This window comes from Arenibacter sp. F26102 (genome assembly GCF_023015865.1).
Classification (GTDB): domain Bacteria; phylum Bacteroidota; class Bacteroidia; order Flavobacteriales; family Flavobacteriaceae; genus Arenibacter.
In genome coordinates this window covers 226,237-239,938 of the sequence record NZ_JALKBC010000005.1, presented here as the reverse complement: position 1 = coordinate 239,938, position 13,702 = coordinate 226,237, and the positions used below count along the sequence as shown (strand labels likewise).

Here is a 13,702-nt window from a genome sequence, read left to right as displayed (position 1 = left end):
GGGGAGAAAATGGCTATCTTTTAAAGTTACGAAATATTAATAAGTATAATAAGTTGATTAATGAAATTTTAAGATTCCCAAACTATCCAATGAACTCTCCAAATCTGGTAGAATCTTACAACACTAAAAATTCACTATCTTTTATAGAAACTAACCATTGTTCCTTATGGAGGATTTATTTTTAAGCCTAGCAAATTCTTTTTTCTATGTTTTCCATACGGTTCTCATTATTTTTAATTTGTTTGGTTGGATACCGATCCGCACACGAAAACTTAATCTAACAACCTTACTTTTAACCTTTGGGTCCTGGGTTTTGTTGGGGATTTGGAAAGGTTGGGGATATTGTTTTTTAACCGATTGGCATTATGAAGTATTAAGACGCTTGGGTGAACACAATCTACCAAATAGCTATATTGCCTTTTTGGTTAAAAAACTAACTGGCTGGTTGCCCAGTGCCGAACTTATAAATTTCTATACCCTTGCATTGGCAGTTTTGGCTTTGTTATGTTCACTTTGGGCAAATTTCATATCTCCAAGAATAAAAAGAAAACCCCGTTAAATGCTGCTAAACTTATTTTTTTGACATTTATATCGTATCTTTTTTAGCTTGAAATCATTCATTAATTTACTTAATCATGCTCACAAAAGAGGAAATTGAAATTTTGGATAGCCAAGGATATTTGTCTTTGGGCAAATTACTGACAGACGACCAAGTAAAAGCCATTAATAATAGAATTGAAGCCCTAATGTTGAATGAAGGCCAGACTGCCGGATCGGAATTGGCCGAATCCAAATATATAAGGCATCCCAAAGAAGAAGGTGCCGATCGTTTGGCGGACCTAGTTAACAAAGGTGACGTTTTTGATATTTTTTACACACATCCAAGGGTTCTGGCTGGTATTGCCGCAGTTCTAGGTCCATCATTTAAGTTGTCCTCCCTGAACTACAGGGCTGCAAAACCCGGACTTGGACATCAGAATTTACATATAGATTGGGGCAATAAGATGGTGGAAGGTGAATACAAAGTCTGTAACTCCATTTGGTTATTGGATGACTTTACCGAAAATAATGGGGCCACACGTATAGTGCCCGGAACACACAAATTGGGTATATCGCCCCAAGAGAAAATGCAGGACCCCAGCCTTCCGCATCCCGATGAAATAATCATCACAGCCCCGGCAGGATCTGTTTTTATTTTTAACTCGCATGCCTGGCATGGCGGAACCACCAACAGAACTGCCAAACCAAGAAGAAGTATCCATAGTTATTTTTGTACCTCCGACCAGCCCCAACAGATAGATCAAAAAAAATATATTACCGAGAAAACCAAACAACGTATAGGTAAAGAAGCCCTAAAAATATTGGATGTTTAGTGGACTTCAATACCTCGATGTGATATATCCGTTTTGGACAAGCCAATTAGGTGGCTTGTCCTCGTTGTTCCCTGACCTTAGCTACTTGGAAGGATATTCTGATTTACCCTAAACAAGTTATTGGGGTCATATTGTTTTTTTATACGGGCCAGTCGCTGGTAGTTATGCTTATAACTTGCTTTTACCCGTTCCTGACCTTCATCCATCATAAAGTTGGAATAAGCACCTCCAGAGGAATGTGGATGTAACACATTATAATAATCCTTGCACCAATTAGTGATTTTGTCGGCATTTGCGGGATCTGGATCCACCCCAACAATAACACCTGCGTATTTTGCGTCCCTATAGGCCCACGGGGTATCTTTATCTCCTACCCTAGCTGCAGCACCGCTAATAGGATATAAATGCATTTGTGAAAGTGGAGTTGGAATTTTTGAACCGTATTTTAAATGCCCTGCTCTAACTTCCGGACCTAATTTATCGAAAAAGTCGGCCCTCCAATACCATTGCATTCCTGGAGGCATAAGTCCATCAAACATTGTTTGAATAGAAGGATAAGGCATTTCTCCCACATGTTGGAACAGGGGTTTTTTATCCAATACAGGTTTAAAGATTTTTTCAAATATGTCTGGATGTCCCGTGTAGCACCATACAATTCCGCAGAATTGCTTATTGTGCAAATGTTCGGGAAAAGGCGGACCGGGAATAATCAAAGTTGCTATAAAACCATTTAAGTCTTCCGTTGCTTTATGAATGAATTCATCAAACCAAGCCATTATTTCCTCGGTTTGTTCAATGGGCCATAAGGTAGGTCCACCAATAACCGTTTTTAAAGGATGGGCTTGAAATTTAAAGGAAGTTACAATCCCAAAATTTCCCCCGCCACCGCGAATGGCCCAAAAAAGATCAGGATGCTGCTTTGCATTTACGGTAACAAAAGAGCCATCGGCCAATACCATATCGGCCTCCAACAAATTGTCTATTGTAAGGCCGTACTTTCTTGAAAGATAACCTACGCCACCTCCAAGGGTTAATCCTCCTACTCCTGTTGTAGAAATCATTCCACTCGGTATTGCCAGACCAAAGGCATGTAAGGCATGGTCTACTTCTCCCCAAAGGTTACCACCCCCAACACGCACCGTATTATTGGAAGTATCAACACGGATAAATTTTATGCCAGATAGGTCGATCACCATCCCGTCATCACAAATACCCAAACCGCCACCATTGTGTCCCCCTCCTCTTACGGCGATCAACAAACGGTTTTCCCTTCCAAAGTTTACCGAAGCTACTACATCTGCCACATCAACACATTTGACGATCATTCCAGGGTGTTTGTCAATATTGGCGTTATACACCTTTCGGCTGTGGTTGTAATTATCGTCGGATGGCATTATCACTTCTCCTCTTATCTGTTTTTTAAAGGATGCGATTTGGTCGGCATCCATTTCAATAACCATTTCCATAATTCTAATTTTTAATGTTCGTTCAACTTATTTTGTAAGACCTACTATTATTCTTTTAGTACCATTGGAAATGCATCTAGGGGTTCCTCAAATGCAATAAATAGTACACAGGGGTCCTTATCTCCACATTTTGCGGTATGGGGTTTTGTTGATGGACCAAAAGCATATGATCCAACTTTCATTATTTGCTCTTTTTCTCCTTCATAGGTAACATGCAATTCTCCTGAAACAAGGATCATTCGTTCAGCGGAAGTATGCCAATGCTCCGGTATTTCATAATTGGCCGGCACTTTAAAAAAAACATCTACATTTTTTTTGGAAGGGTCTCCATGCAATACCGATATTGTACAACCTTCAGGCATAAAGGAAGGGCAAGGGCCCCATTGCAAATCTTTATCCATATGTGTCCTAACCACTGATGTTTCTTCTTCGCCCTCATGGTTACCTTGTCCAAAAAATACACCAGTGGACAAGAACATGCAAATGAATACGACAACGTTTAATTTTAAAAAAGTTACTTTGTTTTTCATGTCTTCAATATTTTAATGTTAATATTCCTTTAGCAATATTTGGTATATAGCAACACCGGCTTAATGCCTGAGCGAGACAAAAGGACGAAAGTTCTCAATAGGGGGAATAGCAATTAATATACTATTGAGCTATAAAGCGAGGGGGTATGTTTCTTTATCCAACAACCCGGGCAAAACTAAGCACCGGTTTTGATTAACCAATAATCACACAAGTCATTCCGACTTCTTACAATGTTGTTGTTTTTATTTATATAAAATTAGGAGAAAAAAAAGCAATTGACATCTAAAATTTATTCAATTACTTATAAAATTCATTCATTGTTTAATATCTAATCATGAATACCTAAGCAACATAAGATTTTATATATTCCGAAGGAAGAATTCCAAAATTATCCATAAAACATTTAGAAAAATAGGCGGGACTGTTGAATCCAGTCCTAAAGGCAGTTTCAGAAATATTATTTGCGTTTTTGTTCAATAATTGCAAGGCTTTCCCCAATCGGTAATCCCTGATGAAACTATTGGGTGACTTCCCTGTTAGGCCAATCATTTTTCTGTATAATTGGGATTTACTATAGCCCATATTTTTGCTAAAATCGTCTGAATTGAAGGCTGCATTGGTCCATTCCTTCTCCGTGTAATCCATTAATAGCTTTACAAATTTTTCGTCCCCAACATTAAGTGATTTTATATTGTCACAGTCCAATTTAACGTTAAGGTTCTCACTCTCATACAATTCCCGTACTTCCTGGGATATAACGATTTTTCCATTGGTCATTTCAGAAAAGCGTTCCGCCATTTTAATGGTGTCTTCAAAAATTCCATCATTCTCGGTAACAGGAACCCCTGCGTGCAATCCGATGTTGAATTGGAAATCTGTATTAAAGTCCTTCGAAGTTGCCCTCGAATTGGCATAAATTTCCTGCGCACAAAGTACAGCATTGGTAACCGAATTAAAGGATAACAAAAAATGATCGGATTTTTGTTTAAAAACCCGACCCAAAAATTTTTCTATGGATTGAAGAATTGATTTGCTATAGTTTAGCAACTCCCTATTCATACCGTTGGAATCCATAGTCTTGAAGGATAATTTTCTTAATCCAATGACCATTATAATCCTAAAAGCGGGGTCGTTAATAATATTTAGTTCTGTCTTTTGTGATTTTTCGGGATCTTCTATCCTACCCAAGAACGATTCCACTATAGAAGGCTCAACTTCTATAATTCTATGCGGTACCTCGCCATGGGCATGATTGTGCATATCCTGAATGGCTTTCTTATTTGGGGCCTGAATAAGGCAAAAGGCCGTCCGCCTTTTTTCATCGCACCAATAAGTCATACCCTTGCAACCATAAAGATGCTCTATTTTTAGGTCTTCCCGATGCATTTGTGCAACATGCACCGCGGTAATCTCCTCAGGAATATCGTGACGATCCATGTAAATAGGCATAGTGTAATTTTTTTTATACAAGTTAATGATTTTAAACAAGTTAAAATGAAATATATCCATATTCTTTAAACCAAGAATAGGGAATATTTGATAAACGTTTTTATTACATTATCTTAAGCCTCAATACAGCTGATTATAAATTACTTGCCGAAGTAAGTCTATGAAAACCATCCACTGGACAGAGAGATTATATGATTATTTAAACAATGAGGAAGATGCCCGTATCTGTAAGGACATCGATGAGTCGGCCTGCCAAAACACGCCTAAAAATTACTTTCTTATAATGCTGAGTAATACCCTGACGAAATTGGGCGATACATTAAGTAATCCTAAAACGGTTTTGGCCTGGGTAATGAGTTATGTGAATGCACCCATTTATTTAATTAGTTTTATAGTCCCTATCAGGGAATCGGGGTCCATGCTTCCACAAATAGTGATTGCGAGTTATATTCGCACCAAAGAAAAACGCAAATGGGTGTATGTTCTTGGAGCAATTCTCCAATTTGCATCCATTGCCGCCATAGGTTTTGTTACCCTATATACCCAAGGAGCGTTGGCCGGGTGGCTCATCATCCTTTTCCTAATTACTTTTAGTTTATCCCGTGGATTATGCTCGGTAGCCTCCAAGGATGTATTGGGAAAAACCATTCCCAAGACGAGAAGAGGAAAATTGAAAGGATATACCGCTGCTGTTTCCGGGGTTTTGGTCTTGCTAGCCGGACTTTATATGGTCTATCAATCCAAAAGTGATGCGGGTATCACCTTTTACAGTTATACCATTTTCTTTGCGAGTATAATGTGGTTAATATCGGCTGTTATTTATATGGGCGTACAAGAATTTCCAGGGGAAACCTCCGGAGGCAGGAACGGATGGAAAGAGGCCATGGAGCGCATGAATTTAGTAAGGAGTGATAAGGGTTTTAGACAATTTATTATTGCTAGGTCCCTTTTACTTTGCTCCGCCCTAACCGCGCCATTTTATGTGATACTGGCACAAACCTATCTGGGAAAGGAAGGCTACCTGCTAGGGCTTTTTATAATTGCAAACGGACTGGCCTCTATTTTGAGTGCTCCTGTTTGGGGGAGAATGGCGGATGTGTCCAGTAAAAACGTTATGACCTTTGCAGCGATTATTGCCGCCTTATTGGGAATAGTAATGTTTGTGCTAATAAGTTTCGTGCCCATTGCCAAAAACGCATATTGGCTTTATCCTGTTGCTTTCTTTATATTAGGAATTGCCCACAGCGGGGTACGTTTGGGAAGAAAGACCTATATCGTGGATATAGCGAAAGGAAATAAGCGGACGGATTATGTAGCGGTTAGCAACACGATAATAGGGTTTATCCTTTTGATTACCGGTGGCATAAGCGCCGCTGCCGCAACCATTTCCACAGAGGGTATCATATTGGTCCTATCTCTTTTTGGACTCGCTGGTGCCTATGTAAGTTACCAATTGCCCAATGTGGAGTAGAATTTAAATCATTTTGTATTGGAACCATTATTGTCCAAGGTATTTCATATTCCTAAACTGTTAACAGATTGTTCTCTTCAACACCAAGTGAATTCCATTATCTCAGAGACTTGGTCGATATTAAAATAAGGAAACTACCTAAGCAATCTCCAAACCTGGGCCACCAAAAATGTCACCACAAATCCCATAATTACGGGTAATATTGAAGCCACTACAGTCCATTTTACACTTTAGGTCTCTTTATATATAGCATAAATAGTGGTGCTACAAGGATTATGCAGCAAACTGAACAACATAAGATTAACAGCTAACAATAATGTCTAACCTCAGCTCCACATAAATCTCCATGTACAATTGCTGAATCTATTTTTCATGTATTCATCGGTGCCTACTTTAAAATGTTGCTCAAAATTTTTTATCCATTTTTTTATAAGGATTTTTATTAAAACAAATATTACATTTAGAAAAATATTATTACCGAGTATTATGAAAAAATCATTGTTCACCCGATTATTAAAACCATTAATTCTGCCTGTTCTGATTTTTGGCATGTTTACTGCCAACGCCCAGCAAAAAGTTGGTGGTCTGGCACTGTATACGGTCAGGGATAATATGGGAGCCGATGCCAAAGCCACGCTTAAGGCCGTAGCTGAAGCTGGTTATAAAAATATTGAAGCAGCGGGATACAGGGATGGGAAATTTTACAATATTGCCCCAAAGGAATTTAGTAAACTGCTTAAAGAAGTGGGACTTACTCCGATTAGCACACATAAGGGCGGAGTTACGCTAGAGAATGCAGATACCATGATCGCCGACGTTAAAGCTGCCGGATTCAAATACTTTGTAATTCCGGTACCACCCATGGGATTGAGGGACGACTATAAACAACTTGCTTCCGTTTTGAGCACTCTTGGTGAAAAATGTCACAAGGCCGGATTGAAACTACTATACCACAATCATGATTTTGAATTCAAAAAAGGGGATGATGGCGTTGTTACCATTGATTATTTGCTCGAAAATACCGATTCAAAATATGTAAATTTTCAGATGGACCTTTATTGGGTAACAAAAGCCGGAGAGGACCCTGTGGCTTATTTCAATAAATATCCAGGTAGGTTCACAATGTGGCATGTGAAGGATATGGACGATCAAGGCAGGTTTGCCCCAGTAGGTAACGGCCAAATTAATTTTTCCAAAATCCTTGCCCAGAAAAAGCTTTCCGGGATGAAGTATTACATGGTTGAACAGGATAAAACTTTTGACATGACACCTTTAGAAGCTATAAAAATTAGTCATAAGGGCATTCTCAAAATAGGATTTAATTAAGAATCCAATCCATTACAACTACCGATAAATATGGTGTTGATAATAAATTGGATTCATTTTAGCTAAACGGCTGCCAGGGTCTATCCATGGCAGCCGTTTGTTATTATACGCTCCACATATATTAACACTCACTACTATGCTCAATGAAGATTAAACCTTAAAAGCCGTAGGGCATTGATTACGACCAGCAAGGTAGACCCTTCATGAATGGCTACAGCAATCCCTATATTGGCAAATCCTAAAAGGGTGGCCGGAATTAAAAATGCCACAACGCCCATGCTGATCCAAAGATTTTGTTTGATAATTGCTTTGGATTTTCTACTCAACCCGATTACAAAGGGAAGGCTTTCTATCCTGTCCGACATTAAGGCTACGTCTGCAGTTTCCAAAGCTACATCGCTCCCTGCGGCCCCCATTGCAATACCTACCGTACTGCTGGCCATTGCAGGGGCATCATTTACCCCATCACCTACCATGGCTATTTTTACTCCCTTTTTCTGAAACTCCTGAATAGCCTTTACCTTGTCTTCCGGAAGCAAATTTCCCTTGGCTTCGGTAAGTCCAATTTGTCTGGCAATGGAGTCGCCCACATTTTGATGGTCCCCTGTCAACATAATCATTTGTTTTACGCCAATTTCCTTTAGTCGCCCTATGGTCTTAGCCGCACTTTTTCTGGGAACGTCCATGACACTCAACAGTCCGATTATTGCTTGCTTATAGCCCACTAACATTACAGTCTGTCCGTCCTTGTGCCATTGGTCAATTTGGTCTTGGGTTCCAGATGAAATTTGTATTCCCTCCTCTATCATCATTTGCACATTGCCAATAAAAATATAATCACCATTGTATTGTGCCTTTACCCCCTTGCCCTGAACGGCCTGCATATTGGAGGAACGGTGTTTGCTTTCAATGTTATATTTTTCAATAAGATCCTTTGTAATGGCCTTTGCCAAAGGATGATTGCTTAATCTCTCTACGTCTACTACCATTTCCAGAAACTCATTTTTATCAAATCCATTTAAGGGAAGGGTATTTGTCAATCTCGGTTTGCCTTCGGTAAGCGTCCCTGTTTTGTCAAAAGCTATAGTACTAAGGCTACCCAAATCTTCAAGGGCACGTCCACCCTTAATTAGAACTCCTTTTTTCGCTGCCCTGGCAATGGAGCTCAATACGGCACTCGGTGTTGAAATAGCCAAGGCACAAGGACTGGAAGCTACCAACACGCTAATGGCCCTATAAAGACTTTCTTTCACCGGCTCGTCTATGACTAAATGGGCAAAGCACAATACAACGACCAAAAAAATAACCGCTGGCACAAACCATTTCTCAAATTTTTTGGTCAGTAATTGGGTGGGCGATTTTCTGGTTTCCACCTCGCTTACCATTTTTACCAATCTGGAAATGGTGGCATCCTCATTCAATTTCAAAACTTGAATCTCCAGCATGGCATTACCGTTGATGGTGCCTGTAAAGACAATGTGGGACTTTTCTATTTCACTGAATTCTGGAAGATCATTGGCATTGGAAATTGCTGTTTTGTCCACAGGAATACTTTCTCCTGTTATAGGCGACTGATCTATACTACTACTCCCCTTCACAATAACTCCATCCGCCGCTATATTTGTGTTTGGTTTTACCACTATTATATCATTCAACCTCAAATCCTCTACGGGAACTTCCCTTATATCCTTGCCATTTTTCAAGAATGCCGTCTTGGGGGAAAGCTCCCCTAAGGCCTTAATGGATTTTGTGGCCTTGTTCATGGCATAGTGCTCCAACGCATGTCCCAAACTAAATAAAAACAATAATAGGGCACCCTCTCCCCAACTATCTATAAAAGCCGCACCCAATGCGGCAACTATCATTAAAAAATCTATTTCAAATTCCCCTTTCCGAATCTTGGCAATTGCTTCGAGCAGGGTGAAATATCCTCCAAAGAAATAGGCCGCTACATAACTCAACAATGGAGCCCATGCCGGGGCATTAAATATGGTGGACAAAATCAATCCGATTAAAAAGAACACCCCACTTAAAATAGCAAAATAGAGTTCTGCCTTTTCACCAAAAATCCCACCATGGTCGTGTTCATGATTGTGGCTCTCACCCTTGTGATCATGCCGATCCTTCATAAATAAGTTATTTAAAAGCAAAATTAACCAATATGCCCCTGCACTGTATATGCATTTATTGGTTGCAGTGCTCGCAAATACCTTTTACTAGCATATTTACATCTTCTGGAATAAATTTTTCCGGAAGATTTATTTGAGGTATCCGATGCTCCGTTAAGCAAGTGGTTTTATTACACTGTGTACAATGAAAATGCAAATGAAGATCCGAGTGCCGTACCATGCCTTCATCATGATCGCAGAGTGCATATTTAGGAATTCCTGTTCCATCGTTTATTTGATGGACAATGCACTTCTCCTCAAAAGTCTTTAAAGTCCTATATAGTGTAGTCCTATCCGATTTTTCAAAATTCTCCTCCACGGTGGTAAGGCTAACCGCCGACTTTTGCAGGGCCATAAACCGATGCACCAAAATGCGCATAGCTGTTGGCCTAATACCAAATTTCTTCAGTTGTTTCTCGGTTTCCTCCATAATTTCGTTGTGATCGTGCTTGCTTTCTTTTTAATTTTTCATCGCCAATTGGCGTTTCCCAATCACCAAGGTATTATTTTCCCATGTATCCTTAAAATTGAAACCTTTTAAGTTTACATAATTATAATCGAAACCCTACGCCAACTATTCTTAATTGAGCTTAGTGATAAGGCACAAATAGTCCAATTCATTTGTGTAAAAGCGATTTCAGATTGAATAGTTGAAGTTATATTTTGTATTTTTAAGCTAAACCAAGCAGTCATGATTAAACCAACTCTTTTCCGTTATGCCCATCTGCAAATCTTACTTTGTTTTCTCGTTTTCAATTCTGTATTAAACGCCCAAAACGAATCTTTCCTTTACGGTGATGCTATGCCGGACGCTCCAGAACTATCGGCACGTGGTACTTATAAAATTGGAGTACGAACGTTGGATTTTGTTAACAAGGGCCAGGCAGATGTTTTAAATTCGAAAAACGGCATAGACCCTATTTATGATCGACCATTAAAGGTAGAAGTCTGGTATCCAGCACTATTGGCCAATGGAGCTACAGAGTCTGTTACTTATAACGAAGTCATGGGGACCGCCCATGATTCCCTTCGACCTTTGACACCTATTACTTTTAAAGGTAGGGCATCCCGTGATGCCGAACCACTGACCACAGATGGTCCTTTTCCACTTTTAGTTGTTGCCCACGGTTATGTTGGCTCAAGATACCTTATGACCTATCTAACGGAGAATTTGGCTTCCAAAGGCTATGTTGTAGTGGCCATAGACCACACGGATTCAACTTTTAAAGATGCCTCGCCCTTTCCAAGTACCTTGGTGAACCGTGCAAAGGACATTAGCTTTGTTTTAAACCAAATTGCCAATCTGGGCCACGCTAGGGACAAAAACTATTTATCGGGATTGGTAGATTCTGAAAATATTGGCATTATCGGGTATTCCATGGGAGGCTATGGTGTATTAAATGTAGCAGGAGCTGGATATAGCGATGGCCTCGTAGGTTTCTTTTCCGGAATGAGTGGTGGTAGCAAAGCCATAGCAGAGTTGGCCATGAGCAACCCAAAATTCCCAAAAATAGACCCACGAATCAAGGCGGTTGTGGCCTTTGCGCCCTGGGGAATGGAGAGAGGTGTTTGGGATGCGGAAGGTTTAAAAGGGCTAAAGGTTCCTACATTTTTTGTTGCAGGAAACCAAGATGACATTTCAGGCTACGAAAAAGGAATTAAGGCAATATATACAGGAGCTGTTAATGCCGACCGATATTTACTTACCTATAAAAATGCAAGGCACAACGTAGCCCCTAATCCACCGCCTATAGAATCCTTAAAACCTGGGCTCAATATAGATGAATATTATAGATATGCAGAACCCAGCTGGGACGAAAGGAAAATTAATAATGTAAATCAACATTTCCTGACCGCCTTTTTAGGGATTCACCTAAAACAAAAGGATTATTCAAAATTCTTGGAGGTACAGGAAAATTCCAATGAAAAGGACTGGATAGGATTTAAACCCCGTTCGTCAACAGGCATGGAACTCCTACATGAAAAACCTACTCCTTAAAGGAGTCTTATATAGGTACTTCCTTAACACTTTATTTACTGAACATTTTTCAAAACAATTCGGCCATGAAGCTATTTTGGACCATTCTTAAAATACTATTGGCCCTTTTTATGATATATGCCGGGGTGCAACATTTTCTAAAGCCATCCTTTTATATTTCCTTCGTACCGTATTTTTTACCTTTTAAAATGGTGGTCATCTATTTGTCAGGAGCCGTAGAAATTGTTCTAGGAGTACTGCTCCTCCTTCCTAAATACGCTACTTGGTAGGGATTTGGATTGATTTTTAAAAGAGTGGCATAAAGAAAAAATCATAACTTTGGGGTTCCAACCCTATCCAAAACAAAGTACCTTAGGCCTATGCAGGAACCTGCACATCTTCACTTTAAAATATATAAGCCATTCGAAATGCTCAGTCAATTGCATTCCAATGACGCCAAGGAGTCGCGCAATAAACGTTTCTTAACGGAGCTTCATAATTTTCCTGAAGGTATAATGCCCATCGGTCGTTTGGACGAAAAATCAGAGGGATTACTTCTGCTCACTACGGATGGGAAACTGAGCGATCTGATCAACCGTTCGGGCGTGGAAAAGGAATATTATGCACAGTTGGATGGAGAAATAACCAATGAAGCCATCAAATTATTACAGCATGGAGTGGAAATAGGATTCCATGGCAAGAAATATACCACAAAAAACACCTCTGTTCATAGATTGTCCACCCTCCCTGTCCTACCCGACCCGGATAAAAAATTAAGAATTGGGAGACATAGGCCCACTTCCTGGATCAGTATCACGATCACTGAGGGGAAGTTCCGTCAGGTCCGTAAAATGACTGCAGCCGTAGGATTCCCAACACTAAGATTGATCCGCATGCGCATAGGGGACATTGAATTGACCAATTTAATCCCTGGAGAGGTAATCCCAATCCACCACCTATCTATTTAGATATCATATATCACTATTTAAGGCAAAACGAGATTAACTCAACCCAGGGCAAGTACACTTATTTCTTGACTTGAAACCCTTTTATCATTAGTAAAGTCCATACCAATCCCAACTGTTCTATTCATTTCTAGTAAAGGGTACAAACCGAACGGGAAACAATTTTTTTGTAATTATTTTGTCATTCCTTTTCGTGACCTTTACCAAGTAGGCAATATCATTGTTTGGACCCACTGGAATCACCATATGTCCCCCATTCTTTAACTGATCTGCCAAAGGTTTCGGTATGGATTCCGCACCTGCAGTGACCATAATGGCGTCAAAAGGGGCCTTTTCTGGCCAACCGTGATAACCATCGCCCCATTTAACCTTAACATTATCAAAACCTAAATTTTCCAATCTGCTTTTCGCGGACATGGCCAAATCTTTTATTATTTCAATCGTAAAAACAGAATCCACTATTTTGCCCAGTACTGCTGCTTGGTATCCCGAACCTGTTCCTATTTCCAAAACTTTATCAGTTGATTTTAATTTTAATGTTTGAGTCATAAAGGCCACTATGTAGGGTTGGGAAATGGTTTGGTCGTTGCCTATTGGCAAGGCACCATCCTCATAAGCACGGCCAATGAGGTTTTTGGGTACGAATTCATGCCTTGGCACATTCAGCATGGAATAAAGGGTTAGTGGGTCTTTAATACCCCTAGACTGCAGTTGTGTTTTTACCATTTGTTCCCTTTTTATGAATTGATGGTTTTGGGCAATAAGTACACTTGAGAAACAAAGGGTAAACCCATAAATGAAGAAGGATCTATAATTCATTGCTTTTGCTTTTAAAACATAACTTATTAACAATTAATAAGATATGAAATAAAACCCAAGCATTCTGCGCCCCTATGTTAAAAGAATATGCCTTTTAGATCACCGACCACACCAAATTTAGAAGTACCCAAGGTGGGACAAGCAGGGCATTGTTAA

13 protein-coding genes and 1 pseudogene are annotated in these 13,702 nt (G+C 39.7%); 7 read left to right on the top strand and 7 right to left on the bottom strand.

Annotated features, from left to right (window positions below; all coding sequences use genetic code 11):
* Positions 1-166: 166 nt before the first annotated feature.
* A complete protein-coding gene (locus MWU78_RS08840) occupies positions 167-559 on the top strand; it encodes a DUF2784 family protein (RefSeq protein ID WP_246997070.1) in 393 nt (130 codons plus the stop codon).
* A 76-nt stretch (positions 560-635) separates the two neighbouring features.
* On the top strand, positions 636-1,373 hold the full coding sequence (locus MWU78_RS08835) for a phytanoyl-CoA dioxygenase family protein (protein ID WP_246997067.1): 738 nt from the start codon (positions 636-638) through the stop codon (positions 1,371-1,373).
* A gap of 77 nt (positions 1,374-1,450) precedes the next feature.
* On the opposite strand, the gene MWU78_RS08830 is transcribed toward MWU78_RS08835, so the two are convergent.
* The 3 genes from MWU78_RS08830 to MWU78_RS08820 all read right to left on the bottom strand — a co-directional run bounded on the left by MWU78_RS08830 (position 1,451) and on the right by MWU78_RS08820 (position 4,819).
* Positions 1,451-2,839 carry an FAD-binding oxidoreductase gene (locus MWU78_RS08830; protein WP_246997065.1) on the bottom strand — a complete coding sequence of 463 codons (1,389 nt, stop codon included), beginning with the start codon at positions 2,837-2,839 and terminating at the stop codon, positions 1,451-1,453.
* 47 nt (positions 2,840-2,886) lie between these two features.
* On the bottom strand, positions 2,887-3,369 hold the full coding sequence (locus MWU78_RS08825; RefSeq protein WP_246997063.1) for a cupin domain-containing protein: 483 nt from the start codon (positions 3,367-3,369) through the stop codon (positions 2,887-2,889).
* 343 nt (positions 3,370-3,712) lie between these two features.
* Positions 3,713-4,819 (bottom strand): nickel-binding protein, encoded by a 1,107-nt coding sequence (locus MWU78_RS08820; RefSeq protein WP_246997061.1) that lies wholly within the window; start codon positions 4,817-4,819, stop codon positions 3,713-3,715.
* 160 nt (positions 4,820-4,979) lie between these two features.
* Here MWU78_RS08820 and MWU78_RS08815 point away from each other — a divergent pair, with 160 nt between their 5' ends.
* A complete protein-coding gene (locus tag MWU78_RS08815) occupies positions 4,980-6,290 on the top strand; it encodes an MFS transporter (protein WP_246997059.1) in 1,311 nt (436 codons plus the stop codon).
* Between the two features lie 134 nt (positions 6,291-6,424).
* On the opposite strand, the pseudogene MWU78_RS08810 reads toward MWU78_RS08815, so the two are convergent.
* Positions 6,425-6,628: pseudogene (locus MWU78_RS08810) on the bottom strand (hypothetical protein); the annotation flags it as partial.
* A gap of 211 nt (positions 6,629-6,839) precedes the next feature.
* On the opposite strand from MWU78_RS08810, the gene MWU78_RS08805 reads away from it, so the two are divergent.
* Complete coding sequence (locus tag MWU78_RS08805; RefSeq protein ID WP_246997437.1) at positions 6,840-7,616, top strand: sugar phosphate isomerase/epimerase; 777 nt, start codon at positions 6,840-6,842, stop codon at positions 7,614-7,616.
* A 140-nt stretch (positions 7,617-7,756) separates the two neighbouring features.
* Here the strand turns inward: MWU78_RS08805 and MWU78_RS08800 are convergent, their stop codons facing one another.
* Both MWU78_RS08800 and MWU78_RS08795 read right to left on the bottom strand, forming a co-directional pair.
* Positions 7,757-9,745, bottom strand: coding sequence for a heavy metal translocating P-type ATPase (locus MWU78_RS08800; protein ID WP_246997057.1), 1,989 nt, complete (start codon positions 9,743-9,745; stop codon positions 7,757-7,759).
* A gap of 55 nt (positions 9,746-9,800) precedes the next feature.
* A complete protein-coding gene (locus MWU78_RS08795) occupies positions 9,801-10,214 on the bottom strand; it encodes a transcriptional repressor (protein ID WP_246997055.1) in 414 nt (137 codons plus the stop codon).
* A gap of 261 nt (positions 10,215-10,475) precedes the next feature.
* Between MWU78_RS08795 and MWU78_RS08790 the strand changes: the two genes are divergently transcribed.
* The 3 genes from MWU78_RS08790 to MWU78_RS08780 all read left to right on the top strand — a co-directional run bounded on the left by MWU78_RS08790 (position 10,476) and on the right by MWU78_RS08780 (position 12,730).
* Entirely contained in the window at positions 10,476-11,783 is a 1,308-nt protein-coding gene (locus tag MWU78_RS08790) for an alpha/beta fold hydrolase (protein ID WP_246997053.1), read from the top strand.
* Positions 11,784-11,848: 65 nt separating this feature from the next.
* The gene (locus MWU78_RS08785; protein ID WP_246997051.1) at positions 11,849-12,052 is read left to right on the top strand and encodes a DoxX family membrane protein; all 204 of its coding nucleotides are present in this window, start codon (positions 11,849-11,851) and stop codon (positions 12,050-12,052) included.
* A gap of 90 nt (positions 12,053-12,142) precedes the next feature.
* Positions 12,143-12,730 (top strand): pseudouridine synthase, encoded by a 588-nt coding sequence (locus tag MWU78_RS08780; RefSeq protein ID WP_246997049.1) that lies wholly within the window; start codon positions 12,143-12,145, stop codon positions 12,728-12,730.
* Between the two features lie 117 nt (positions 12,731-12,847).
* Here the strand turns inward: MWU78_RS08780 and MWU78_RS08775 are convergent, their stop codons facing one another.
* Positions 12,848-13,546 carry a protein-L-isoaspartate(D-aspartate) O-methyltransferase gene (locus tag MWU78_RS08775; protein WP_246997047.1) on the bottom strand — a complete coding sequence of 233 codons (699 nt, stop codon included), beginning with the start codon at positions 13,544-13,546 and terminating at the stop codon, positions 12,848-12,850.
* Between the last annotated feature and the right edge of the window lie 156 nt (positions 13,547-13,702).

Bases quoted from the DNA above. Each gene is read 5' to 3' on its own strand.
- MWU78_RS08815 (WP_246997059.1), top strand. From the start codon at position 4,980: ATGAAAACCATCCACTGGACAGAGAGATTATATGATTATTTAAACAAT.
- MWU78_RS08835 (WP_246997067.1), top strand. From the start codon at position 636: ATGCTCACAAAAGAGGAAATTGAAATTTTGGATAGCCAAGGATATTTG.
- MWU78_RS08795 (WP_246997055.1), bottom strand. From the start codon at position 10,214: ATGGAGGAAACCGAGAAACAACTGAAGAAATTTGGTATTAGGCCAACA.
- MWU78_RS08840 (WP_246997070.1), top strand. From the start codon at position 167: ATGGAGGATTTATTTTTAAGCCTAGCAAATTCTTTTTTCTATGTTTTC.
- MWU78_RS08825 (WP_246997063.1), bottom strand. From the start codon at position 3,369: ATGAAAAACAAAGTAACTTTTTTAAAATTAAACGTTGTCGTATTCATT.
- MWU78_RS08790 (WP_246997053.1), top strand. From the start codon at position 10,476: ATGATTAAACCAACTCTTTTCCGTTATGCCCATCTGCAAATCTTACTT.
- MWU78_RS08820 (WP_246997061.1), bottom strand. From the start codon at position 4,819: ATGCCTATTTACATGGATCGTCACGATATTCCTGAGGAGATTACCGCG.
- MWU78_RS08805 (WP_246997437.1), top strand. From the start codon at position 6,840: ATGTTTACTGCCAACGCCCAGCAAAAAGTTGGTGGTCTGGCACTGTAT.
- MWU78_RS08780 (WP_246997049.1), top strand. From the start codon at position 12,143: ATGCAGGAACCTGCACATCTTCACTTTAAAATATATAAGCCATTCGAA.
- MWU78_RS08775 (WP_246997047.1), bottom strand. From the start codon at position 13,546: ATGAATTATAGATCCTTCTTCATTTATGGGTTTACCCTTTGTTTCTCA.
- MWU78_RS08785 (WP_246997051.1), top strand. From the start codon at position 11,849: ATGAAGCTATTTTGGACCATTCTTAAAATACTATTGGCCCTTTTTATG.
- MWU78_RS08800 (WP_246997057.1), bottom strand. From the start codon at position 9,745: ATGAAGGATCGGCATGATCACAAGGGTGAGAGCCACAATCATGAACAC.
- MWU78_RS08830 (WP_246997065.1), bottom strand. From the start codon at position 2,839: ATGGAAATGGTTATTGAAATGGATGCCGACCAAATCGCATCCTTTAAA.